Annotated in this window: 22 protein-coding genes and 2 pseudogenes; 17 read left to right on the top strand and 7 right to left on the bottom strand. The window is 39.8% G+C overall.

All coding sequences use genetic code 11. The features are described from left to right. Nucleotides 1–28 precede the first annotated feature (28 nt). The 12 genes and pseudogenes from PKC55_RS14235 (at nt 29) to PKC55_RS14180 (ending at nt 15,778) form a co-directional block, all read left to right on the top strand. The gene (locus PKC55_RS14235; RefSeq protein ID WP_291125748.1) at nt 29–1,534 is read left to right on the top strand and encodes a calcineurin-like phosphoesterase C-terminal domain-containing protein; all 1,506 of its coding nucleotides are present in this window, start codon (nt 29–31) and stop codon (nt 1,532–1,534) included. Beyond that, nucleotides 1,531–2,646: a glycoside hydrolase family 26 protein gene (locus tag PKC55_RS14230; protein ID WP_291125745.1), complete on the top strand. Its 1,116-nt coding sequence runs from the start codon at nt 1,531–1,533 to the stop codon at nt 2,644–2,646. The genes PKC55_RS14235 and PKC55_RS14230 overlap by 4 nt, the downstream gene beginning before the upstream one ends. Nucleotides 2,647–2,656: 10 nt before the next feature. Next, nucleotides 2,657–3,955, top strand: a complete 1,299-nt coding sequence (locus PKC55_RS14225; protein ID WP_291125742.1) for a family 43 glycosylhydrolase — start codon at nt 2,657–2,659, stop codon at nt 3,953–3,955. Nucleotides 3,956–3,973: 18 nt separating this feature from the next. Next, nucleotides 3,974–5,668 carry a glycosyl hydrolase gene (locus tag PKC55_RS14220; RefSeq protein ID WP_291125739.1) on the top strand — a complete coding sequence of 565 codons (1,695 nt, stop codon included), beginning with the start codon at nt 3,974–3,976 and terminating at the stop codon, nt 5,666–5,668. Nucleotides 5,669–5,677: 9 nt separating this feature from the next. Next, the gene (locus tag PKC55_RS14215) at nt 5,678–7,471 is read left to right on the top strand and encodes a glycosyl hydrolase (protein ID WP_291125736.1); all 1,794 of its coding nucleotides are present in this window, start codon (nt 5,678–5,680) and stop codon (nt 7,469–7,471) included. Nucleotides 7,472–7,597: 126 nt separating this feature from the next. Next, nucleotides 7,598–8,770: pseudogene (locus PKC55_RS14210) on the top strand (glycoside hydrolase family 130 protein). A gap of 20 nt (nt 8,771–8,790) precedes the next feature. Beyond that, nucleotides 8,791–10,194, top strand: a complete 1,404-nt coding sequence (locus PKC55_RS14205) for an MFS transporter (protein WP_291125733.1) — start codon at nt 8,791–8,793, stop codon at nt 10,192–10,194. A 12-nt stretch (nt 10,195–10,206) separates the two neighbouring features. Beyond that, the gene (locus PKC55_RS14200; RefSeq protein WP_291125730.1) at nt 10,207–11,373 is read left to right on the top strand and encodes an AGE family epimerase/isomerase; all 1,167 of its coding nucleotides are present in this window, start codon (nt 10,207–10,209) and stop codon (nt 11,371–11,373) included. A 17-nt stretch (nt 11,374–11,390) separates the two neighbouring features. Next, nucleotides 11,391–12,539 carry a sialidase family protein gene (locus PKC55_RS14195; RefSeq protein WP_291125727.1) on the top strand — a complete coding sequence of 383 codons (1,149 nt, stop codon included), beginning with the start codon at nt 11,391–11,393 and terminating at the stop codon, nt 12,537–12,539. A 45-nt stretch (nt 12,540–12,584) separates the two neighbouring features. Next, nucleotides 12,585–13,382: pseudogene (locus PKC55_RS14190) on the top strand (glycoside hydrolase family 26 protein); the annotation flags it as partial. 315 nt (nt 13,383–13,697) lie between these two features. Then, a complete protein-coding gene (locus PKC55_RS14185; RefSeq protein ID WP_291125866.1) occupies nt 13,698–14,630 on the top strand; it encodes a glycoside hydrolase family 43 protein in 933 nt (310 codons plus the stop codon). A gap of 8 nt (nt 14,631–14,638) precedes the next feature. Beyond that, a complete protein-coding gene (locus tag PKC55_RS14180; protein ID WP_291125724.1) occupies nt 14,639–15,778 on the top strand; it encodes an aldose epimerase family protein in 1,140 nt (379 codons plus the stop codon). Between the two features lie 64 nt (nt 15,779–15,842). Here the strand turns inward: PKC55_RS14180 and PKC55_RS14175 are convergent, their stop codons facing one another. From PKC55_RS14175 to PKC55_RS14165, 3 genes are read right to left on the bottom strand one after another with little or no spacing between them, the layout of a single operon-like run. After that, nucleotides 15,843–17,090 carry a relaxase/mobilization nuclease domain-containing protein gene (locus PKC55_RS14175; protein WP_291125721.1) on the bottom strand — a complete coding sequence of 416 codons (1,248 nt, stop codon included), beginning with the start codon at nt 17,088–17,090 and terminating at the stop codon, nt 15,843–15,845. Continuing rightward, nucleotides 17,080–17,436, bottom strand: a complete 357-nt coding sequence (locus PKC55_RS14170) for a MobC family plasmid mobilization relaxosome protein (protein ID WP_291125718.1) — start codon at nt 17,434–17,436, stop codon at nt 17,080–17,082. Before PKC55_RS14170 ends, PKC55_RS14175 begins: the two co-directional genes overlap by 11 nt. Beyond that, nucleotides 17,426–17,893, bottom strand: coding sequence for a hypothetical protein (locus tag PKC55_RS14165; RefSeq protein WP_291125716.1), 468 nt, complete (start codon nt 17,891–17,893; stop codon nt 17,426–17,428). The genes PKC55_RS14170 and PKC55_RS14165 overlap by 11 nt, the downstream gene beginning before the upstream one ends. A 669-nt stretch (nt 17,894–18,562) precedes the next feature. Between PKC55_RS14165 and PKC55_RS14160 the strand changes: the two genes are divergently transcribed. The 5 genes from PKC55_RS14160 (at nt 18,563) to PKC55_RS14140 (ending at nt 21,291) form a co-directional block, all read left to right on the top strand. Then, nucleotides 18,563–19,339, top strand: a complete 777-nt coding sequence (locus PKC55_RS14160) for a ParA family protein (RefSeq protein ID WP_291125713.1) — start codon at nt 18,563–18,565, stop codon at nt 19,337–19,339. After that, nucleotides 19,339–19,812 (top strand): DUF3408 domain-containing protein, encoded by a 474-nt coding sequence (locus tag PKC55_RS14155; RefSeq protein WP_291125710.1) that lies wholly within the window; start codon nt 19,339–19,341, stop codon nt 19,810–19,812. Before PKC55_RS14160 ends, PKC55_RS14155 begins: the two co-directional genes overlap by 1 nt. Next, nucleotides 19,812–20,399 carry a hypothetical protein gene (locus tag PKC55_RS14150; protein WP_291125707.1) on the top strand — a complete coding sequence of 196 codons (588 nt, stop codon included), beginning with the start codon at nt 19,812–19,814 and terminating at the stop codon, nt 20,397–20,399. The genes PKC55_RS14155 and PKC55_RS14150 overlap by 1 nt, the downstream gene beginning before the upstream one ends. A gap of 297 nt (nt 20,400–20,696) precedes the next feature. Further along, nucleotides 20,697–21,005, top strand: a complete 309-nt coding sequence (locus PKC55_RS14145; protein WP_291125705.1) for a helix-turn-helix domain-containing protein — start codon at nt 20,697–20,699, stop codon at nt 21,003–21,005. Then, nucleotides 20,995–21,291, top strand: coding sequence for a helix-turn-helix domain-containing protein (locus PKC55_RS14140; protein WP_291125703.1), 297 nt, complete (start codon nt 20,995–20,997; stop codon nt 21,289–21,291). Before PKC55_RS14145 ends, PKC55_RS14140 begins: the two co-directional genes overlap by 11 nt. Nucleotides 21,292–21,602: 311 nt before the next feature. Here PKC55_RS14140 and PKC55_RS14135 read toward each other — a convergent pair whose 3' ends face one another. From PKC55_RS14135 to PKC55_RS14120, 4 genes are all read right to left on the bottom strand, one after another. Then, nucleotides 21,603–22,424 carry a KilA-N domain-containing protein gene (locus tag PKC55_RS14135; RefSeq protein ID WP_291125701.1) on the bottom strand — a complete coding sequence of 274 codons (822 nt, stop codon included), beginning with the start codon at nt 22,422–22,424 and terminating at the stop codon, nt 21,603–21,605. A 136-nt stretch (nt 22,425–22,560) separates the two neighbouring features. Beyond that, nucleotides 22,561–22,917: a virulence RhuM family protein gene (locus PKC55_RS14130; RefSeq protein ID WP_291125699.1), complete on the bottom strand. Its 357-nt coding sequence runs from the start codon at nt 22,915–22,917 to the stop codon at nt 22,561–22,563. After that, nucleotides 22,917–24,137: a site-specific integrase gene (locus tag PKC55_RS14125; protein WP_291125698.1), complete on the bottom strand. Its 1,221-nt coding sequence runs from the start codon at nt 24,135–24,137 to the stop codon at nt 22,917–22,919. Before PKC55_RS14125 ends, PKC55_RS14130 begins: the two co-directional genes overlap by 1 nt. Nucleotides 24,138–24,177: 40 nt before the next feature. After that, entirely contained in the window at nt 24,178–25,407 is a 1,230-nt protein-coding gene (locus PKC55_RS14120; protein ID WP_291125695.1) for a site-specific integrase, read from the bottom strand. Between the last annotated feature and the right edge of the window lie 370 nt (nt 25,408–25,777).

Genomic DNA, 25,777 nt, shown 5'->3' with positions numbered 1-25,777 from the left:
GATAGAAATAAATTACAGAAAAATGTTGATGAACTTGAAATATAAGATAGTATTGCTGGCCTTGATTTGCTCGACATCGGTTTTGGCCAAAGACGTACTGGTAGGTTATGTATTCGAAGACCTCAATGCTAATGGGGTTATGGATGCCGGAGAAAAAGGTATTGGCGGCATATTAGTATCCAATCAGGAGGATATTGTAGTTACCGATATTTCAGGTAAATACGAAATCAGCACGAAAAAGAATCAATACATATATGTCATAAAACCTGCCAATTACGCATTCGCAACCAACGTTGATAATAATTGGAATTTTTATGTCAATGTTGCCCAAACAAACAGAACGCATAATTTCGGGTTGACAAGCAAAGAAGTTACTTCCAACTTCAGCACATTAATGGTTGGTGACCCACAAATGAGAGGAGAAAAGCCTATCAATGCCTTTAAAGAAGACATTGTGACGGAAATGATGCATTATGATGTTGATTTTGCCTGTTTTCTGGGAGATATTGCCGATAATGATCTGTCGATATATGAACAAGAAAAAGATATTATACGACAGTTGCCATATCCCACATTTCATTTATTCGGCAATCACGATATCAATGAAAAAGCCTCAACTGCATTAGATGCCTCTGATGTTTTTAAAAGATCGTATGGCCCCGATTATTATTCATTCAACGAAGGAGATGTTCATTTCATTGCTCTCAATAATGTTCTCTATAATGGATGGAATAAAACAGATAATAAGCGAGGAAATTATTTCGGAGGGTTAACGGATCGACAATTCAACTGGTTAAAATCAGATTTGAAATATGTTTCTAAGGACAAATTGATTGTGATAATGAGTCATATTCCCTTTCTACAAGAATATTGTTATCCTCAAGAGATTCAAAGACTATTTTTACTGTTGGAAGGCAGGCCGCACTTATTAGCATTGTCAGGTCACCTGCATTACATCGAAAATTGTTTTTTCCGCAAAACCACATATTGGAACTCTACAGTACCATTTCAAAGCATAACTATTGGGGCGGCTTGCGGTGGTTGGTGGACGGGCCCGATGGATGAACGGGGTCTACCTGTATCTACCTCCGTTGATGGATCGCCTAACGGGTATTACAAATTAGATTTTGAAGGGAATACATATAAATATTCATTTGTCCCAGCCAGCCATCGCACCGATTTTCAGATGCGAATTACCGCATCATCGGAAACTCTTGATTCTGGGAAATTGAATAATGAGTATCTCTCGATTAATATATTTACCGCTACGCCCGATGCTGCAGTAAAGGTGATTATAGATGGCAGAGAAGAGCAGATGGCGACAAACTATACAGGGAAAGATTTATTTATTCAGAATACATATGATCAACGTTATAATTTTGATAATTGGCAACCTGAAATACAAGAAACAAAACACTTGTGGAAAATAAGTTTACCCCGGGACTTATCTCTCGGAAATCATCGGATAAAGGTAGTTGCTACGGATATCGATGGTAATGAATATGTAGGATATAAAATAATAGAAATTAAATGAAAAAAAGAATAAAATATTTTTTTACAGCCCTACTTGTTTTTTGTTTCTTATTACCAGCCACAGCACAAAATATGGTTGATAATAAAGCAACACAAGAAACAAAGGCTTTATATAGAAATCTGCAACTGCTACAAGGAAAGAGCATACTGTTTGGGCATCAGGATGATACAGCCTATGGTATAGCGTGGACAGGTGAAAAGGGGCAATCTGATGTAAAGAAAGTTGCAGGAGACTATCCCGCTGTATACGGATGGGATTTGGGGCATATAGAGACCGGTGATTCATTAAATATTGACAAAGTACCTTTCGACAGAATGTGCCAGCTTATACTTGAGGCATATGAACGAGGTGGAGTCAATACTATTAGTTGGCATTTGCAGAATCCGCATACAGGGAACAGCTCATGGGATGTTTCATCCGATAAAGTTGTCAGTTCTATATTACCTGGAGGCCAAAAACATACAATGTACATACAATGGTTAGATAACTTGGCTGAGTTTATCCGCTCCCTTAAAACAAAAGATGGAATTTCTGTTCCTCTGCTGTTCCGTCCTTTTCACGAACATACCGGAAGCTGGTTTTGGTGGGGGAAAAATCTATGCTCAAAAGATGATTATGTTGCACTTTGGCATTTTACGATAGAATATCTTCGGGATAAAAAGCAGTTACATAATTTGATATATGTTTATTCTCCTGATTTTGTGTCGAATAAAGAAATGTATTTTGAGCGATACCCCAATGATAATTATGTAGATGTATTGGGGTTAGATCTCTATCATCGCGAGGGGGAGGTTAAAGCCGCAGAATTTATTTCGAATGTAAAAAGAATAATGAAGATGTTAAACGATTATTCAAAGGTAAGTGGTAAACCCTATGTATTCAGCGAAACCGGTTCAAGTGAGCTTCCTATGGATGATTGGTTTACAAGCGTTTTGTATAAAGCTCTGACCCCTAATAAACCCGTTTATGTATTAGTCTGGCGTAATGCTTACGATATTCCAGGACATTATTATGCTCCTTATCCGGGACATCCTGCGGGAAAAGATCTGAAAAAATTTATGGAATTATCTGACATCCTTTTTGAAGGAAAATTACCAAATATGTATAAATGAAATATTAAATATGAAAAAAATACTTTTAGCTTGTTTGCTTTTTGTTTCGGAGTTTGTTTCAGCTCAAAATCCAATAATTCCTGGCTACTATGCCGATCCGAGTATCCGATATATGGATGGAAAATATTACCTATCTATTACCAGTGATGGTTATGAGGATCATAACGGCGAACCTTTTATTTGGGTATCCGATGATCTGGTAAACTGGGATGTAAAATATTTGGATATAAACAATCGCTTCTTTTGGGCTCCTAGTATGTTGAAAGGAGATAATGGTAAATACTACATGGTTCATCAGCAAGGAGTCGATTATCTGGCTTATATGATGGAAGCCTATTCTCCCTTAGGTCCCTGGAAGCAAACCTTTCAGATACGGGATTTTGATGTCGAATTGTTTCGTGATCCGGTATCTAATAAGATAATGGCAATAGGTTCGTGGAAGAATCTTATAACATTCGACAACGATGTTAATTCGCCGACCTATATGAATAAAATAGTAAGTAGCGATCCTATCGAGGGTGATTTTACCGATTTCACTGAAGGGCCATATCTGTTTTTTAAAGATAAAAAATACTATATGATGTGGGCAGGTGGACATTGCTGGCTTGAAACATACAATGTAAGGTATGCTATGGCTGACTCTCCTGCAAAGACCTATCGTGAGCCAACAAAAACTCCTATTTTGGATACGAATGAAGAGAAAAAAATATATGGTCCGGGGCATACCTCGGTTATCGAAATAAACGGAAGATGGTTCTTATTCTATCATCGTCAGGATCAAGGACGCTATCCGACATGTAATTATAGATTTTCGTGTGCAGCAGAAATGTTTTTCAACGCAAAAGGTGAAATTATAAAAGTAGAACCGATTGATGATCTTTCATCACTTGGGCTGGACAAATCACCATACAAAAATATCGCATTGAATAAGACCGTTACCACTAATTCTTTAGTCGCAAATTATCCTCCGACACTGGCTGTGGACGGAAAAAACGACTCCCGTTGGGAAGCCGAATTAGGTGAAGATAAATGGATTACTATCGATTTGGGTAGAATGGAGAATATATCGAAAATTCAGGTCGATTTCGAGTATATGGATAAGTTTTACCTATACAAAATCGAATACTCGGATGACAATGATACTTGGCAAACTTATGCAGATTATACAAAACGAGCAAAGAAAGCATATGAGACTAGAACTTCTGAAAAAGAGGTTACTGCCCGTTATGTGAGAATTAGCGTAAAACGAGCTGAAGCAAAATCTGCTCACATCTCTATTTGGGAAGTGAAAATTTTATCAAAGAAATAACCTTTAAAATCTAAAACTATGAAAAAAATATTTTTTCTATTAATGTCATTGAGTTGCTTGCTAAGTGCTTGTAGTGATGATGATAAAGAAAATACAGAATCGGTAAAATCTCCAAAATTTTTGTTTTCCACACCGGCCAATCAAAGTTCGAATATATTATTAGATTCCGAAGTTTCGGTTGTCTACAATACACCTATTGTAGTGGATGATAACAACAGCATTAAGGTTAATGGAGCGAATGCAGTAGTAACCGTAAACGATCGTAAACTGGTATTTAATATCTCATTAGAAAAGAACGAGACCTATGAAATTGTAATACCTGAGGGTGCTGTGAAAAATACTGTGGGTGAGCCAGCCTCAGAGGTAATATTATCTTTCTCTACCGTATCTGATACAAAACGCATCGAAGCAGAAGATGCGAACTTATCGGGTGGTGCGGTTGTAGAGAACTCTCTTTCCGGATTTTCGGGAACAGGATATGTAAACCAGAAGGATGGTGATATCACATTTAAAGTGGTGATGCCCGAAGCCGGAATGTATAAAGTCGATTTTCGTTACTCGAATGGAAATAGCCGCAAAGAAAACGACTTGGTCGTAAATGGTATTCAACTGTCAACAATAAGCTTTGATGCAACAGATGAATGGAAAACACTTGGTGTAAATAAAATCAATCTTAAGTCGGGCGAAAACATCATTACCGTAAAGAAAAACTGGGGCTGGATCAATCTTGATTATATTGAAATTAGCCCTATAGATGCTGATATACCATTCAATATTGTAGCAGACCTCGTAACAAAGTCACCATCAGCCGAAGCTGTAAAATTATACACTTTTTTAAAAGATAATTTTGGAAAAAATGTTATATCAGGAGCTATGGCAAACTACAGTACAGGAACTGAAGAAGCTCAATGGATGTATGACAATACAGGAAAATGGCCGGCATTGACAGGATTCGATTTTATAAACTACACACGTGACTGGAGTAGTATAAACTTCACCGAATTGGTTGATAATTCAAAAGATTGGTGGTCGAATAATGGATTGATTACACTTATGTGGCATTGGCGCGATCCGTCAAAAACAACAGATGGGTTTTATACAAAAGACACTTCTTTTGATATATCTAAAATCAGTGATACTAATTCGGATGAATATAAAGCAATGATTACAGATATAGATGAAATAGCAATTTATCTGAAACAATTACAGACTGCCAAAATCCCTGTTTTGTGGAGACCGTTGCACGAAGCGTCGGGAGCTTGGTTCTGGTGGGGAGCCAAAGGTGCCGGACCTTGTAAAGAATTGTGGAAAGTGATGTTCGACAGATTGGTAAATCACCACCAATTGAACAACCTGATATGGGTATGGACCAGCGACAGTGCCGGTAGCGCAATCGATTGGTATCCGGGCGACGAATATGTTGATATCATAGGTATGGATATTTATCCGGGCGAAAATCAACATGGATCACAATATGTGGCATTCGATAAAGTGAAAGATACGTTTGCAGGAAAAAAAATACTGACTCTTAGCGAATGCGGATCGATTCCAAACATTGATGCCATGTTTGAATACGGGGACACCTGGTCTTGGTTTATGCCATGGAATGGAGATTACACACGATCGGACAAACACAATGGGGCTTCATTTTTTACAGATCTTTTTAGTAATGACAGGGTGATTACCAGAGATCAAATGCCAAACTTTAAATAATAATGAAACATGAAAAAAGTAAATTTTATTTTATTATTACTTTCCATATTATTTATAACGGCCTGTAATAATGATGAAAAACCAGAAGACATGTCTTCCGATTTGGTGATGCAGGCAAAGTCTGCACAAAGTAATCGCTACGAAGCAGAATATGCATTATTGTCAGCAGATGCTGTTATTGAAAATAGCATAGCAGGCTATTCCGGTTCGGGTTATGTTAATCAAAAATCAGGCGATATTTCTTTCAAGGTAAATATTTATGAGTCAGGTGAGTATAGTATTGTTTTTCGTTATTCCAGTGGTGACGAATATAAAGAAAATGACTTACAAGTAAATGGAAACACTATAGCTACAGTCAAGTTTAAAGCAGCCTCCAGCTGGCAAACAATATTACAGTCAGACATAATACTTCAGTCGGGTGAAAACACCATAACAATTAAAAAAAACTGGGGCTGGATATATCTGGATTATATAGAAATTGTATCGCAAGGGCCTGTGAAATATGAAGCGGAACAGGCTTCGTTAACTGGTGGAGCTCTAGTAGCCAATTCGTTTGGAGGCTATTCGGGTGCAGGATATGCAGATCAGCGGGGCGGTGATATTACTTTCGATATCACAGTTCCCTATAATGGCCAATACACTCTCGGCTTCCGTTATTCGAACAGTAATGAATATAAAGAAAATGACCTTCTTGTAAACGGGCAGTTCATTCAGATACTAGCATTTAATGCCGTTAGCGACTGGAGCATGCTCCAAGTAGGACCAATCAGTTTAAATGCCGGAACAAACACTGTTACTGTACAAAAAAACTGGGGCTGGATATACTTGGACTATATGGAAGTGTCAGCTTATCAATCAGTCAGTTTTAATATTGATGCAGCTTTGGTTACTAGAAATCCTTCAGCCGAAAGTGTAAACCTTTACAATTTCCTGAAGGATAACTTTGGGAAGAAGACTATATCAGGAGCTATGGCAAATTATAGTACAGGTCTGGAAGAAGCGACATGGATGTATGAGCAGACGGGTAAATGGCCGGCATTAGCAGCCTTCGATTTCATTAATTACACAAGAGATTGGGGAACAATTAACTTTAACGAATTAGTCGATAATTCCAAGGCCTGGTGGGCTAATAATGGTATCGTTTCTCTACTATGGCACTGGCGTGACCCTTTGTGGGTCAATGATGAGTTTTATACAGAGAAAACATCTTTTGATATTAGCAAAATATATGATACGAACTCTGCCGAATATAAAGCGATGATCAGAGATATAGATATTGTAGCTCAATATTTGAAGCAACTGAAAGAGGCTAAAGTACCTATTCTATGGAGACCATTGCATGAAGCTAGCGGCAAATGGTTTTGGTGGGGAGCAAAAGGTAGTAAACCATACAAAAAACTATGGGTTATTATATATGAACGTATGGTTAATTACCACGGGCTTAATAATCTGATATGGGTATGGACAAGCGAGGCTGATGATCCGGACTGGTATCCGGGCGATGATTATGTAGATATTGTAGGTATGGATATTTATCCCGGCGAAAGCCAGCATGGCTCACAATACGTGAAATTTAATAAGGTTAAAGAATTAGTAAATGGCAAAAAGATTATCGCTTTGAGCGAATGCGGTTCAATTCCTGATATTGATTCCATGTTCAGCAAAGGGGATACCTGGTCTTGGTTTATGCCGTGGAACGGAGATTTTCTTCGTTCCGACAAACACAATGGAGCATCATACATCAAAAATGTATTTAAAGACAGCAGAGTTATTACAAGGGACCAAATGCCTAGTTTGAAGTAGGCTGTCTATTTCGATAAGCTCCATTTATAGTGTAAATAGTGTGTAATCAGATATTTGTATTCTATCCCGTTGCATAAAGGGTAATGGGATAGATTATCTAACGAAATAATTATAAAAAAAGAAGCAATGACCGAACTATTTAACAAACGCTTACAATCTGTTACGGCAGAATACGAAAAATTAATAAGCAGAAAGAACAAGGCTGTATTGCCGGGTAATGGCATTTACGAACGTTATACTTATCCTGTAATCACAGCCGAGCACACGCCCGTCTGCTGGCGTTACGATATGTCTTCCGAAAGTAATCCTTATTTTATGGAACGTTTCGGGATTAACGGGACATTCAATGCCGGAGCTATTAAATGGAAGGACAGATATCTGCTTGTAGTACGGGTTGAAGGCAACGACCGTAAATCGTTCTTTGCCATAGCTTAAAGCCCTAACGGGATAGATAATTTCAGATTTTGGGATTATCCGATAACGCTTCCTGAAACAGAAGACTCGGATATCAATGTTTATGATATGCGCCTGACGGCTCACGAGGATGGATGGGTTTACGGAGTATTCTGTTCGGAACGTAAAGATCCCAATGCTGCAGCAGGAGACCTGTCATCGGCTGTTGCTGCTGCGGGTATTGTTCGCACCAAAGATCTTAAAACATGGGAGCGACTTCCCGACCTTAAAACAAAAAGTCAGCAACGCAATGTTGTATTACACCCCGAGTTTGTGAATGGCAAGTATGCTTTATACACCCGTCCTCAGGATGGATTTATCGACACCGGCAGTGGTGGAGGCATCGGTTGGGCATTGATTGATGATATAACAAATGCGGTTGTTAAAGAGGAAAGGATAATCAATCACCGTTACTATCATACCATAAAGGAATTGAAAAACGGTGAAGGTCCACACCCGATAAAAACACCTAAAGGCTGGTTGCACCTGGCACACGGTGTTCGCAGTTGTGCTGCCGGGTTGCGTTATGTGTTATACCTTTACCTGACCGATCTGGAGCAACCCGATAAATTGATTGCTGAACCGGCAGGTCATTTAATGGCTCCTATGGGTGAAGAACGTATCGGCGATGTATCTAACGTATTGTTTACGAATGGATGGATTACCAACGAGGATGGCACAGTGTATATCTATTATGCATCGAGCGATACACGCATGCATGTGGCTGTTTCGTCAATAGACCGCCTATTGGATTATTGTTTGAATACACCTGCCGATGGATATCGCTCGGCAACATCGGTGCAATCTCTAACTAAAATCATAAAGAATAATTTGGAGTCTAAATAACTCCTAACCACAGACAATCCATGATAAATACAGATAAAGTAAGACTAAAAGAAAAAATAGGCTATGGATTTGGCGATGCAGCCTCATCTATGTTCTGGAAACTATTCGGCATGTACCTGATGTTCTTCTATACCGATGTATTCGGTATGGAAGCTAAGGTTGTAGGAACAATGTTCCTTGTCACCCGCATCTGGGATTCAATTTTCGACCCCATCATCGGCGTCATTGCAGACCGCACAGAAACCAAGTGGGGCAAGTTCCGTCCATTTATCCTTTTTCTGGCTATTCCCTTTGCCGTCATCGGGATATTCACATTCTATACACCCGAATTTGGCACCACCGGTAAGATTGTATATGCTTACGTAGCCTATTCGTTGATGATGATGGTTTATTCGGCTATCAATGTGCCTTATGCCTCTTTACTTGGTGTTATAAGCTCCAACCCCAAAGAAAGGAATGTACTTTCTACTTTCCGTATGGTGTTTGCCTATATCGGCAGCTTTGTTACTTTACTGTTGTTTATGCCGATGGTCAATTATTTCAGTAATGGCAGTAAAATCATTTCAGACCAGCAATATGGCTGGCTGATGGCTGTGGTGATAATCGCAATAGCCTGTGCGATCCTTTTCTTCTTTTGCTTTGCCTTTACAAAAGAAAGAGTAAAACCGATGAAAGAGGCACAAACACCTCTGAAAGATGATTTGCGTGATCTATTCAGGAATAAACCTTGGTGGATATTGTTGGGGGCAGGGGTTTCGGCACTGATATTCAACTCTATCAGGGATGGTGCTACAATCTATTATTTCAAATACTTTATCGACGAAGAAAACTTTGGAACAATCAGTCTTTTAAATATTCCTTTTGTGCTCAGTGGCTTATATCTGGCTTTAGGGCAGGCAGCCAATATAATCGGGGTAATCCTAGCTGCGCCTGTAAGTAACCGTATCGGGAAGAGGTACACCTACATGGGGGCGATGCTAATAGCCACCGTACTTAGTATCGTTTTCTATTGGTTGGGTAAAGATAGTCTGGTTTTGATCTTTACGCTGCAAGTACTTATAAGCATATGTGCAGGAAGTATTTTCCCGCTGTTGTGGTCTATGTATGCCGATTGTGCCGACTATTCGGAACTAAAAACTGGGAACCGGGCCACAGGTCTTATATTTAGTTCATCATCTATGAGCCAGAAACTAGGGTGGGCGCTAGGTACAGCGCTGACTGGATGGCTCTTGGGTTATTTCGGATTTCAGGCAAATCAGGCGCAAAGTGCCGAGACCATAAACGGCATAAAGATGTTCCTCAGCTTTTTGCCTGCGGTAGGTACGGTATTGTCGGTTGTATTCATTTACTTCTATCCACTGACAGAGAAGAAGCTTGAAGAAATAACGACCGAATTGAATAAAAAGAGAGAAGGACAGTTTTAAAAATATTCGAAGATGGAAGGATTCAGAAACGAACTAACAAATAATATACTGTCATTTTGGGTTGATAAGATGCAGGACAATACACATGGCGGATTCTATGGTTGCATAGATGGGAACGATATTTTGCACAAAAATGCAAACAAAGGAGCTATCCTGAATTGTCGTATACTATGGACTTTTTCTGCTGCATACCGTCTCTTTCGTGCCCCACAGTATTTGACGATTGCTAAACGAGCTTTCGATTATATACAAATCTATTTCATAGACAAGGAGTATGGCGGAGTATATTGGGAGCTGGACTGTGAGGGTAATCCTGTAAATACAAAGAAACAGACTTATGCGCAAGGGTTTGCATTATATGGCTTCTCAGAATACTATAGGGCTGTTGGCGATGAAAATGCTTTGGAGCTGGCAAAAGAATTTTTCTACCTGATAGAAAAAACTAAAGACAAAAACCGAGGAGGATATTTCGAGGCTTTCACTCGCGAATGGCAAGCGATCGACGATATGCGTTTGAGTGAAAAAGATGCTAACGAGAAAAAGACAATGAATACCCATCTGCATATATTAGAACCCTACACTAACTTGTGCCGTATTTGGAAGAATCCTCAGTTGCAAGCTGCTCAAAGGGAGTTGATAGAAATATTTATGCGTCAGATACTCGACTACAATACATATCATCTGAATCTATTCTTTGATGAAGATTGGCGGGTGAAATCTACAGCTATTTCCTACGGACATGATATCGAAGCTGCGTGGTTGTTATACGAAGCCGCAGAGCTGTTAGCGGATAAACCTCTGTTGGATGAAATAAAAATACTTTCGTTGAAGGTGGCAGATGCCGCATCAGAAGGTATACAGACAGATGGTAGTCTGATTTACGAAAAAAATGGAGATCATACCGATTATGAACGTCATTGGTGGGTACAAGCCGAAGCTATTGTGGGCTATATGTATGCTTATAAATTGTCGGGAAATGCTAGTTATAAACAGAAAGCTGTTGATGTCTGGGAATATATAAAAGAAAACCTGATTGATAGAGAAAACGGAGAGTGGTATTGGAGTCGGCTTGGAGATGGGGCAATCAACAGGAAAGATGATAAAGCCGGTTTCTGGAAGTGCCCTTATCATAACGGACGTATGTGCATGGAAATGATAGAAAATTTTAGTTCTAATTAAACCTTATTTTATATATAATGAAAAGGATTTTATTTATCGTAGTAGCTCTTGTGCTTGCCTCTATGGTGAAGGCTCAGGATTCTGATAACCCTCCTGGAATAGTAATTAAACATGTTTCATCCCAAACGCAAAAATATATAGGTTCACCCAGCATTTGCATTATGCCTGATGGGGATTATATTGTTTCGCATGACGAGTTTGGTCCTAAATCGAGAGAGTTCGAATCGGCTAATACATACATCTATCGATCCCAAGACAAGGGATTGACCTGGGACAGTATTGCCCGGGTGCATGGGCAATTTTGGTCAAACCTCTTTCTTGTGAATAAGGACTTATATATCATGGGAACTAACAAGCATCATGGTAACCTGATTATAAGAAAGTCGGTAGATGGAGGACATACATGGACAATACCTTATGACGGACAGAATGGCTTGATTCTGGAAGGCGAATATCATACTGCCCCCGTGCCGGTCGTGTTTCACAAGGGACGTGTATGGAGGGCTGTAGAGTATGCTACTGCCAAAACTACCGAATGGGGCAAACGGTACAGTGCAATGATTGTTTCAGCTCCAATCGACTCGGATTTGCTCAACGCCAAAAATTGGATCAGATCAAACCATTTGGGATATAATGCAGATTATCTCGAAGGGCGCTTTGCTGCTTGGCTTGAGGGTAATGTCGTGGTTAGTCCCGAAAATGAGGTAGTGGATGTTTTGCGAGTGAATCAGCATGAAGCAGGAGAAGAGAAGATTGCAATTGTTAAAGTATCCGACAGTTCAAATGTTTCTTTCAGTCCTCAAGATTTTTATACAATGCCCGGTGGGTCGAAAAAGTTTACAATACGCTACGATGACAAATCGAAAAAATATTGGGCTATAGTGAATGATGTGCTGTCGGCATATAAGGACAAAAATCCGCATGCTGTGAGAAACCATCTATCTCTGATTTCTTCTCCCGATCTGAAAAATTGGTCTGCCTGCAAATCTCTTTTATTCCATCCCGATAGTGATAAGCACGGCTTTCAGTACATCGATTGGGTATTTGACGGAAATGATATTATATTCGTATCTCGTACAGCCTATGATGACAAGGACGGCGGTGCCAATAATTATCATGATGCTAACTTTCTGACTTTCCACAGAATAGAGAATTTTAGGAAATAAGAAGAACCTTGATTAAAAAAAGTCTGAAACTATAAACCAAGCCTGATGAAGAAAATCTGTCTTTACATTACTCTATCTCTATACACTATTGCAGGGATAGCTCAATCCGACAAGGACATAATAACGGTAGATAAGAAAGTGACTGCCGGGACTAAAGCTCTTTATTTTAATTTGTTGAAAATACAAAATGAAGGGGGAATCATTTTTGGTCAGCAGGATGCCACTCTTTATGGGCGCAGTTGGTCGGGGGAGACTGATCGGAGTGATGTGAAAGATATCACGGGTACACATCCGGCAATGATTGGTTTAGACCTTGAGAGCATTACCCGACAGGACGATAAGGAGCTAAGGACACGACAAACTCAGCAGCTCGTAGAAGAGGTGAAAAATACTTATAGAAGAGGCGGGATAATTACTTTTTCGTGGCATATGCGGAACCCTGCCAATGATGGTAGTTTTTATTGGGAAAAGAACCCTGTAAAAGCTGTATCTGATATATTGCCCGGTGGTAGTCTGCATGAAACCTATAAACGATATCTGAAAACTGTGGCTGAGGTTTCATCTCAGTTTGTGAATGATAACGGAGAGTTGATCCCTATTATTTTCCGCCCTTTTCACGAATTCGACGGTGAGTGGTTTTGGTGGGGAAAGGGACATTGCACCAAGGAAGAATATATCTCTTTGTGGCAATTTACGATTGATTACCTCAAAGATGATTCAGGTGTACACAATTTTCTTTATGCTTTTTCGCCCGATTGCAGGTATACAACAGCAAGCGAATATCTTGATTATTATCCCGGCGATGAATATGTGGATATTTTAGGAGTGGACAATTATTGGGACTTCAGACCCGATGGAGCAAACAATCCTACATTGGCAGAGTACAAACTCAGAATAGTATCGGATATTGCTATCTCTAAAAATAAGGTGGCTGCATTTACCGAAACTGGTTTGGAGGGTGTCAAAGATCCTAAGTGGTATACCACTAAGCTACTACCTGTTTTACGAAAGGTGAAGCTTGCCTACGTTATGGTATGGCGAAACGCAAATGATATGGAGTACCATTTTTATACTCCGACCAAAGGTCATCCTGCCGAAAAAGATTTTCTCCTGTTTTCTAAGGAACCTAATATATTGTTCGAATCCGATTTGAGCGATATGTACAAAATCAGCTCATCGGATATTACAGGCAATCCTATTTTTAGGGGTTGGTATGCCGATCCCGAAGCCGTGATTTATGACGACAAGTATTGGGTATATCCAACCTATTCCGGTGCAACCTATACCGATCAGGTATATCTCGATGCTTTTTCATCCCCCGACTTGGTGAACTGGACAAAGCATAGCCAAGTTTTAGACACTATTTCTGTCAAATGGATATGGAGAGCCATGTGGGCTCCTGCGGCATTCGAGAAGGACGGACGTTATTATTTGCTGTTTGGGGGGAATGACATCCAAAACGATAATGAATATGGCGGTATAGGTATTGCCGTAGCCGACAAGCCCGAAGGTCCTTTCAAGGACTATTTAAGTAAACCTCTGATAGATAAGTTTCATAATGGGGCGCAACCCATCGATCAATTCGTATTTAAGGACAGTGATGGGTCATATTATCTGTATTATGGAGGCTGGAGGCACTGCAATGTGGCAAAGTTTAATGATGACTTTACCGACTTTGTAGCCCTATCTGATGGTTCTATATTTAAAGAAGTTACACCTGACGGTTATATAGAAGGACCGTTTATGTTTATTCGCAATGGTAAGTACTACTTCATGTGGTCAGAGGGTGATTGGGTTGGACCTGACTATTGTGTGGCTTATGCCATTTCCGATAACCCTTTTGGTCCATTTGAAAGAATAGGAAAGATATTACAACAGAATCCAAAGATAGCAACTGGTGCAGGACATCATTCTGTTGTTCATGAACCGAAATCAAATAAATGGTATATCTTTTATCATCGCCACCCTTTGGATAGAGAAGAAGGATATTGCAGAGAGACTTGCATTGAGGAGATGCAGTTTGATAATAAAGGGTTTATAAAGCCTGTAATTATAACCAATGTGGGAGTACATAAAAATGAGTTAAAATAAAGACTGAAATGAAGAAAATAGCTTCTTTTTTTATTATCGCAATATTACTTATAACAGCTTGTGCTAGAAAAGTGAGTCAAAAACAGGATATAACTTTATCAGGTTTAAGCAAAACGAATTTTAGAACAGAGGTCGATGGCAAGCAGACTTACTTATTTGTTTTATCCAATAAAAAAGGGATGGAAGTTTGCATTACCAATTTTGGAGGACGAATTGTCTCTATCATGGTTCCTGATAAAAATGGACAAATGAAAGATGTCGTTTTGGGATTTGATTCGATTCAAGATTACATCAATACACCGAGCGATTTTGGAGCCTCTATCGGACGGTATGCCAACCGTATAAGCAAGGGGCTGTTCGAACTTGATAATGTAAAATATCAATTGTCAACTAATAATTTTGGACATTGTTTGCACGGTGGTAGCAAAGGGTTTCAATATGTAGTATACGATGCAGTCTTGATAGACAACAGAATTCTCAAACTAAGCTATTTGGCTATAGATGGGGAACAAGGTTTTCCCGGAAATATGTCTTGTGATGTTTTATTTACACTAACTGAGGATAATACTATCGCGATCAAATATAGTGCTACTGCAGATAAACCTACAATTGTTAATATGACAAATCATTCGTATTTTAATTTGGATGGGAATCCTAATATTAAAAATACGGATTGGCTGCTAACTCTCAATGCAGATAACTATACCCCTATTGATTCTACTTTCATAACTACCGGAGAAATCGTTACAGTTGAAGGAACACCTTTCGATTTCAGAAAACCGATGGCTATCGGTAAGAGAATAAATAACGAGAATCAACAATTAAAGAATGGAAATGGATATGACCATAATTGGGTTTTAAATACAGGTGGCGATATTTCAAAAATTGCAGCGACATTAAAATCTAAAGAAACTGGCATTATATTAGATGTATATACTACAGAACCTGGTATTCAATTGTATACTGGTAATTTTTTAGATAGTACAATCGTCGGTAAAAAAAGAATTATCTATCAACAACGAGCATCTGTTTGTCTTGAGACTCAGAAATATCCCGATTCGCCAAACAAAGAGAATTGGCCCTCCCCAATACTTCGTCCTAAAGGAAAATATGAGAGTGAAACAATTTTTAAATTTTCAGTAGAATAGACTTTTTGCTGAGTCTTGTATTTACTGTAGACTATACTATATCTATTTTGTCTTTTGTATAAACTCATCCTAATTTGGGCCCCAGTTTTCTTTTATCCGACTGTTGACTTTGTTTTTGGCTTTTATTTTCCTTATTCACTTTCGATATTCTCGGGTCATTCCATGATTCTATATACTTTTTATCCCTTTTATTCTCTTTCCAGAGATACGGATATGCAAAATCATGGCCTCCCCACCACTTGACTTTAGCTTTAGTGACGTGGCCTGCTTCTATAAGCATTTTATCCCGAATCCGCATTTCATATTTCCCATATTTGACAAAACCGTCAGGATTCTCCTTAGATGAAAAAGCTTTGTCCTTTTCATTATTGAGGAATACATAGGAAGAAAAATTTCCAGTACTATCCTTCTTTTTTATCCCTTCCAGATAAATAAAACCACCCTCTTCCAGAATTTGCCACTGCTGTGGTGTTAATTCTACTCCCCCAATAGAGTGTCCCTTCGGTTTATTTTCCGTTTGGGATTGTCCTTTTCGAGCTTGTATTTCTTGTTGCTTTTGCTCCCTTTTCGCCTGTTCTTGTAGTAATCTAATATTCTCCTCAAATACCTTTTTTAGATTCCCGAAGCTAAATTTCCGGTCAATTTGCGAACCTTTAAAAGCAATATTATTATACCGAAATGATACACCCTCAATCTCATTCGTTGTCCGTTTGTACTTATATTCAAGCTTAACCCCGAACTTCTTAAGCGAAAACCGCAGGTCTGCAGGATTCTTACAATCCGATAAAACAGCTTTTATAGCATCATAGATATAATACTTCACCTTATCCGGATCATTGAGTTTCTCTCTTTTAACCTGATCTTTTCCTTTACCATAAGTCAGGTTGTATTTATCCTTTAGCTTCTTACAGGTCTTGATATTCCGCTTATAATCGTTATTGACAGATATCAGTTTTAAGTCATTGTTAATGCGGTTATACACAATATGTAAATGTTCATTGTCTGCATTATGATGACGAACAATGATATATTGTGTGTCTTTAATTCCCATTTCCTGCATATATTCTTTAGCTAGTTGTACCATAAAATCATTGGTCATCCGCTCTTTATCCTCCGGTGCAAACGATATAGGAATATGCCCTACAGGCTGCTTTATTTCTTTCCTACCTGATCGCTGCATAGCAAAACTGCGGATCATATCTTTGGCATTATCAGCCCAGACTCCCTCTGCTTCCAATAGTTCAGCCGTTTCATTCATCACATATTGAACACACCCCTTAAAAGACTTTCCTTTTATGTTTTTAGCGATCATCCAGTAGTTTTTTGATTCTGGTAGTTATACTTATTACCTCCATAGCCGTATTGATAAGGCCTGATTTATTGGCTTGCCTGGCTATCTGGTTCAGGTTATTAGCCATCCCCGAGAGTTTACGCATCAAATCCAAATCTTCCAGAGAGAAGCGTAGTTTAACACTTCCCTTAAGTACCATTCCCCGTGCATACTGTGTAGCTTTCATACCCAGCTTTCCGGCTTTCTCTTTCACGGACTTAAAATCCTTTTCGCTCAGTTTGAGATTAATAGAGCAGGATAATTTCTCTTTCTCCTTCTTGGGACGTCCGCGAAGAGTTTCGCCATCTGGTTTATCTTTATTTTCCATAACTGTTTCTTTTAAGAGTATGGAAAACCATCAAATACATTTTTGCATCTGAGCGGGATGTAACGCAAGCGACCACCGGGAGATGAAGTGGAGTCTGCGCCTGCAGCCCGGACTTTTTGCGACCGCCGGGAGCAAAATCCGTAGGCTGCCCGGTGACCTCAGAACAGGCGACCATCGGGAGCGTGTTTTGAAGCGGATGATAAATCCTTAGGGTACAGGATTTATCTTCTGCGTGGTCACAGCCCCCTGCAAGGGCAAGGTATGCACGAAGGTTGTCCGAAAATGTGCGTAGCGATTTTCGGGTAACCCGTGCGATTACCTTGCTACGAATACTATCGAAAAAAAACGAATGCGGCAGCGATTCGCTTTTTTGAGACTTGAAAACGTTAAAAGGAAAATTGTTTTCAACCATACGGCTCAACTTAGAAGCCGTCAATACTCTTTTTTCTTCGTTCATGGATCTGATATTTTTAGTGATTCAGACCACGAAGAAAACACAATTTTCGACTGATATTCAATATCCTACATCAGTCGGTTGCTTGTGCTTAATCCTGCTTCACATTGCTTTTTGCGGGGAAAATAATCGGTGCGGACTACTCCAATTTGCCGACCTGAAAAATCAAATAATCAGTCAAAGCATTTTCAACAAGTAAAAATTCGGGCGAACATCTAAACCCATCAAAAAAGGCTCTCGTTCTGAAAAATATTGCTGCAAAATAAAGCATACCATTGCAGTAGAATCCGACACTATCCATTGATAAATAGAATGTTATATATTCGCACTTGAAAGATTGAAAAGTGTATAATTTGCAAATCTTGCAAGAAGAAAAATCGGTAATTTTCAATTTGTCGATAAAATTGGAAAATCTGTCGTTTTTCGGAATTGCAGTTTTGAAAGTTGCTTTTAAGTTTTGAGAACTTGGAAATTATCAAACTTGACAACTTGGTGATTTGGTCATTTGTAAACAAGATAATTTGAAAATTTTCATGATAAATGTAAAAGTTGACGGTTTGATAAATCGAAAAACTGACAGTTAGCTACCCAACTTTCAATAAAAGCGTAAAGTTTTAAAAACTTATAAACTTACAACTATCAATATGTATCATTCTAAAAATTGAAAACAAAATGAAAAAAGAACCGTTATTTATCGCCTTCTCCACCCAAAAAGGTGGCGTGGGCAAAAGTACATTTACCGTACTGGTGGCGAGCTACCTGCATTACCTCAAGGGGCTAAACGTTGCCGTGATCGACTGCGACTATCCGCAATGCAGCGTTTACGAGATGCGTAAGCGTGAGATTCGACAATTGGAAACCAACTTGTATTATCAATCCAAAGCCATTGCCCTGTTCGACACACTTGGCAAACAGACTTACCCGATTGTCTGTGCCAAACCCGAAGAGGGTATCGACAAGGCTCGTGAGTTTTTAGCGAATGAACCTACCGCCTACGATGTAGTATTTTTCGACCTGCCTGGAACAATTAACAACGAAGGTGTAATTTCTACTTTTATGGCGATGGACTACGTTTTTGTGCCGATGTTGCCCTCCCGCATGGCAACGGAAAGTACGCTCTCGTTTATCATTCCTGTCCATGAACTCTTGACAGAACATAAGGATCTGAACCTGAAAGCCATTCACCTATTTTGGAATCGGGTGGATGGGCGGATCAAAAAAGAGTGGTTGGAGTATTACGAGGAAATAGTTAGGCAATTTGAGTTGCCACTATTGAAAACAGCTATACCACAATCTGTCCGCTACGATAAGGAGCAGTCCATTGAGGGTAGCGATGCGGTGTTCCTATCAACCATATTCCCCGCCGACAAAAATTTACTCAAGGGCAGCAATCTGGATTTGTTGGTCGATGAAATATTGGAAATTATTCACCTTACACCTGAATCATAATGTCAGCAGAAAATAAATACAAAGAATTACTATCGAAAGTGCATCAGGGTGTGCCGGCTGAAAAGTCGAAAGAGAAAGACAGACCAAATAACGAAGAGGGTAAATCTGTCGCAGAGGTAAAGGTGGTGGCAAATGTAGTAGAGCCAGCCTCGATACCCGCAGAGGCTGTGCTTAAATATGAAGAATCACCTATGAATTCTATTGCCACCACCAAACCTGCGGAGAAACGAAAACGAAAAACCTGCGGCGACTATCAAGGTGTGTTCTTCAATCGTATAGACTTCACGCACCGAAAACCACTCTACATCACGGCTACCACCCATCGACGATTGATGCGGATCGTTCACCTGATGGACGAATCGAAAGCCACCATCAGCAGCTATGTAGAAAATATTATACTGAACCACTTGGAAACATTCAAGGAAGATATTGATACGATCTATCAGAATAACAACATGAACCCAACAGAATAATGGAAGCGTTTATAAAATTCTATGTATTGGTAAGCCTATGGTTTTGGGCAGGTATGCTCCTGAGCGCACCGCTTCGCAAGGCGTTCGGGGAAATGCACTGGCGATTGTTGGAACGAGTCTACGATGCTACTTTGGGGCAAATAGAAAAAGCCATTAAAAAAGTTATCTATTGGTTTTCTCAGAAGTTTACAGAAGCTAAACGTTACATGGAGGGGCGTACTTATGAGCTGCGTGTAAAGGTTGCCCGTTCGCTGGTAAATAAAGAACTACTTGAAGAATTGACACAGAAAAACTTTATTGCAGCCATTTCAAGAGCAAGGCAGATGGATCAGGGGGATTCGGGAATATGCTATGAGGAACTTGAAAAATTGGGGCATTTAATTGCTGGTAAATCCGTCAATGAGGAGAAAACGGAATCTGCCGTAAAAACAGCGTTCAAACTAAGCGACACCGTTTTACTACAAGATATTATCACGAATATGCCACGTGCACAGGAACGTATCCTCTTAGCCTTTGAGCAGGCGGAGGGGAATGCTCCCTACGATTCCATCAAAAACGAAGAGTTCCGAAAGTTTATACGGGAGTGATGAACTATTCGCAAAATGAACAGCCTTTGAATTTATTTTCGGAGGCTGTTTTTATTTCATAAAATACTTCTTTCCAGCGAAAAAATTACCGAAAATGAAAAAATATTCTCCTCGACCCCGGACAACCGCAGCCAAATGCTGCCACCCCTTTGCTGTTTGCTGTTTAGCGTATTTTTTGTATATATATTTACAGAATATTGGATGCGCCTCGGCAATCTTCAAGCAAGCTTGGATTGCTCTCGGCTTTCACAATATTTGAGCATCGAAAGAAAATTATAAACCATAAAAATAAAGAACATGGAAACAACGTTCGGCGTAAGCCAAATTGTAAATGTAGAAGCCCAAACATGGGAAGCAATGATGAGCCGCTTTGAAGCGTTCACGCAGCGAGTAGAAACCCTGTGTGAGGGTCAAGACAAGAGCCTACAAAAGTGGCTCGACAATCAGGAGGTGTGCCAGATTCTGAACGTCAGCAAAAGAACTTTGCAAACCTATCGGGACAATGGGACGCTGGCTTATACTCAAATCAACCACAAGGTATTCTATAAACCCGAAGATGTAGAAAAAGTCATAACCAATTTAAAATTAAAGAAAAATGAGAAGTGAAATTATTACTAAGGACAATGAGAAGGTTAAACGATTCTTTCAGTCACTCGACCGAATGCTCGACAAAGTAGAGAGCGTGATTACCAAGCACCGCCCCACACTGAAAGGTGAGCGTTTCTTGACAGATGCCGAAGTATCAGAACGACTTAAAGTGAGCCGCAGGACTTTACAGGAGTACCGAAGCACAGGAAAAATCCCGTACATCCAACTTGGCGGTAAAACACTGTATCAGGAATCTGATATTCAGAAATTACTCGATACCAACTACAACAAGGCATTTGAGTAGCTGATAATCCAACAGACAGAACTCGCACCACAACCTCCGTACTGATTATTTTTTCTTTTTCAATCGGTAAACACCCCTCTACTGGCGAAGAATAAATAAGGCAATACTTTTGAGGAGAATACGCTCGCCCGTAGGGAAAGAGGAAGATTGTCCGAAAAACCCGCAGGGCTTGGTGTTGCCGTTTTGTTCTCGCCGTTGAAATTTGTGTCCGAATGAAAAAGAAAAGGATTTTACTCTATTTTCACCTGCAATAAACTAAATAGGCTTCAGTATTGATCCGAAGCCTATTTAGCCTTGTATGCTATTTATCTTTATTTCAATAATTTACGATTCTCAACATTCTGCAATACCCGCATTTGTTGGATTGCTATCTGATTCAATTTTAGCAACCTTTCTTTTTGAACCATCCCCTCATTGATAAATACAGCGTTGATATTCTCCATGTTCGACAAGCAAATCAGCTCGTTTATGGTTGCATAGTCTCGAATATTACCTTTCAAATCGGGGTTAGACTCCCGCCACTGCTTGGCAGTCACACCGAACATTGCCACGTTCAACACATCGGCTTCATTAGCATACACAATTGATATTTGTTGCGGTGTCAACTCATCGGGAATAAGATTGTGCTTAACCGCATCGGTGTGGATATGGTAGTTGATTTTGGACAGTTCTCGCTTCGCCGACCAACCGAGTTGCTGCTGTTCCTGCTCTTTGAGGCGTTGGAACTCTTTAACAAGATAGAACTTAAATTCTGCACTTAACCAAGTGCCAAATTCAAAGGCAATATCTTTATGAGCAAAAGTTCCACCTCCGTACCGTCCTGGTTTGGCAATAATGCCGATTGCATTTGTTTTCTCAATCCATTGTTTCGATGATAAAACAAATCCGTTTCCGCCGCTTCCATTTTTAATGTTACTGAATTCCGTTACATTAAAATCGGGGTTATTGAGACGTTCCCAGATTCCCATGTACTCAATAGTATATCGTGTACTCATCCAATGCGAAATAACTAAACCCGTGGCTTCCGCATTTTTGAACTTTGCCATATCTGTAAGAGAGATATAATCTTCCTTATCTTTAGTTATCAAGCTGATTTCAGCATTGTTTATGATAATAGATGTCTTTTTTGCCATAGTCCTTACGATTTATTTAGCCCCTTATTTTCGAAGGGTCAAGGATTGATTTCACAAAATTAGTTGAAAATATTGGTATTCATTATGTTTATTGCTTTTTTAAGTGGGCGAATTTGACCACTTAAAAGTAAACTTATCAGTTCAGTATAGCATTCTGTAATGGCAAAACAAGCGTTGTCGTTATACCATGCCTACCCACCTTATTTACTATCCACTGTCTGAATATCTCCGCCTTTGCCGACTGCACTCGAAACGCAACGGCCATAACCATATCCAAACCATAGTATTCGGGATATACTTTCACTCCCTCGACTGTGCAGCTCATCGAATAGTCGCCATCGGTAACACCTGTTTTTTCAATCGCTCGAATAGTCCGTTTTGTCGATTGGTAATATACTCCGAACAGTTCGGCGATCTCACAAATGTTCATTTTGACGTTGTTCGGAACGGCTACCGCTCCGCTGTCGCTTATTGTGATTAATTCTCTTTTCATTATTGTACGGTTTTTGTTGCGTTATTTTGCATTGTTTTTCTTCGCTCCATCAATTTGTCCATATCCTTAGAAATTTTATCGTCCGTTACTTTGGCGTAACCTTGCGTTGTGGAGATATTGGCGTGTCCCATCATTTTGGCAATACTTTCAATGGAAATACCCGCTGAAAGTAAGAGCGTTCCGAACGAATGGCGACTTTGATGGTAGGAAAGACCCTCTTTCAATCCGACAACAACGCCTATTTGGTTGATGTCATTCCATATCACATCCCGATTTTTGGGTATGGGAAAAACGGGTGTAGCATCATCTTCTGTATTATAAAGTCTAAGAATCTGCTCGGCTATCGGATGTAGCGGAATAAATGCTTCCACATCTGTTTTTACTCGTCTTTTACGAATATACAATCGTCCTTCGGCTGTCTTTTCGATATGACGGGGATAAAGCCGTTGCATATCCACGTATGCTAATCCGCTGAAAGAGGAGAAAATAAACATTCTGCGTACCAATTCCATCATTCTACTGTGCATTGGGGTTTCCATAATCCGTTTCAAGTCATTGCGTCCTATGTATTTTAGTCTAGGCGGATCTTTCTTTTCGTATGCAACATCTTCCATCGGGTTGGCTCTTAAGATTTCTTGGTCAACGGAAATGTAGATAAGTCGGTTGAGCCAGCACAGGCAGTGGTTGATATGGTTCGAACTATACCCTAAATCTCGTCTGAGGAACAGCTTGAACGATTCACCGAACTCCTCGGTTATGTCCGTGAACGCCATATCATCTTTGCCTCTTGAGAGAATAAAATCACGTAAGTTAGCTTGGGTGGTCTTTGAGCCTCGAAAAGTAGACGTCGAGTTTATCTCAATAGAACGTATTCGTAAGCGTTCCCGCTCTGCTTCTCCTGCCTGTAACAGCATGGTCGGAACAGCATTTACTCCGACTATTGTATTCTTGAGCAATTCCGAACTCACAACTCCTGTCTTTTTGAGAATTGTTTCGTAAGTTTGTTCCAATTTCGCCCGAAATTCAGCTAGGCGACTATTGTCCCGCTCATTGCTGATTGCTCCTTTCTTGGCGTTCCAACTCTCGGGATTGCAATAGATACCCGATGAAAGAACGGTTTGCTTGCCGTCAATGGTGATACGGCATAGAACCGCTGTCGTGCCGTCCGCTTTTACTTTATTGCGGTTGATGTAGAATAGTATGGTAAATGTACTTCTCATTATTTTTTGTTTTAATTTCTTATTCTGTTTAATCGTAATTTTATAAAACCAGCTTCAAATCTTTGGTTGCTTCGATATACTTATCCATATCCTCGAAGAGCTTTTTCGGAGTAACACGGGCATAGATTTGAGTAGTAGTTATATTATTGTGCCCCAACATTCTACTGATAGTTTCAATGGGTACACCCTCTTCGAGCGTGACCAAACTGGCGAACGAGTGCCTTCCGGCGTGGTAGACAAGGTCTTGCGATAAATTTGCCATAATCCGTATGCCTTTCATATTGGATCGTAAGGTAGCATAGAGTTGTTTCGGAAACAGGGTTTCCCGAAACTCATCTTTATACTTTTCTATCAGAACCAAGGCTTCGGGCAACAGCTTAACCCGTGCCAATAGCTCATTTTTCTTTCGGCGGTATTTCAGCCACAAGTTGCCCTCTTCGTCTGTAAAGATATTCTCCTGTGTGATGGAAACCGTATCGGCATACGATGTACCCGTATAGCAAGCAAAGAGAAATAGATCTCGGGTGATAACATGAGAAACTCGTTTTTCGGAAATCTCAAAGTCTCGTATCTTCTCAAAATCTTCTCTGTTTAATGCTTTTGGGGTAGTCTCTTTTTGCTTGGGGAGTTTGTAATGAACGAAATGACACTTTTCAGAATGACCTTCTTTATAAGCGATCTTGCAAACTTTTTTCAGCAGAGCAAGATAATGGCGCAGTGTATCCATTGCCAACCCCTTATCTATCAATACAAATTCTTGAAACTCTCGGATAAATTGTTCGTTGAGTTGTCCAAATGCCAAATCGGAAGCATTGAAGTTCTTTTTGATAAATTCGACTAAGGCTCGGCGGGTATAGGTATACGTGGGAACAGTACCTGCCGCACGATCAATACCTACACGAGCTTTCAGTTCATTCGTAAGGCGGTCAAAGAGTTTTAACAGGGTCATTTGAGTGTCGACACTTCCCTGTAATAAATCCTTTACGGCTTCGGCATTGAACGGTAGTTTCTTTTCCAAAAGAGAATCATAAGCCCCATTGACGGCAAGTAACAGCTTATCCAACTTGGCGTTGGTTGCCACTGCCTCACGGCTCTTGCCGTTCAGACGGCTTTCCCGTGGATTCCACAACGATGGCGTGCAAGAGAGTTTGCAACTAAACTGCGACAGTGATCTGCCCACAGTGATACGCCCCATGATGGGGGTCTTGCCCGACTTGTCGGGGGAGCTTTTTTTAAGGTAAAGCAACACCTTGAATTTTTCTTGTTTCATTTCACTTATATTTTTTGTGGTTTATTGCAGTCGTCTTAACGACTGCAAAGTTACCTGTTATATAAGTGCTCTTTGGTATGCAAAATACTGTGAATCAGAGAATAAAAACCCGAACTATACTTCCTTGTTCTGCTTCCTGTTACCTATCCGTATTCGGTAACTAACCGGTTAACGATCTGGTAACGGAAAAGGTGCGTAATTCAGCTTAGTTTCTAGTTTTCACTTTACTGCAAAACAAGGAAAATCGCCTTATCCTAAACGTATTACCTATCAAACTTCTGTGTTCTGTTTTTGCTTGCTTTACCGTGAATTAATCACCTAGCACGTCACACATTTGCGAGTACAACCACTTTAGCTAAAGGTGTTTCTA

Origin of the sequence: Dysgonomonas sp. (genome assembly GCF_035323175.1) — a bacterium.
Taxonomy (GTDB): Bacteria; Bacteroidota; Bacteroidia; order Bacteroidales; family Dysgonomonadaceae; genus Dysgonomonas.
Note: the sequence above shows the minus strand (reverse complement) of the source record. Positions and strands in the feature narration are given on the sequence as shown.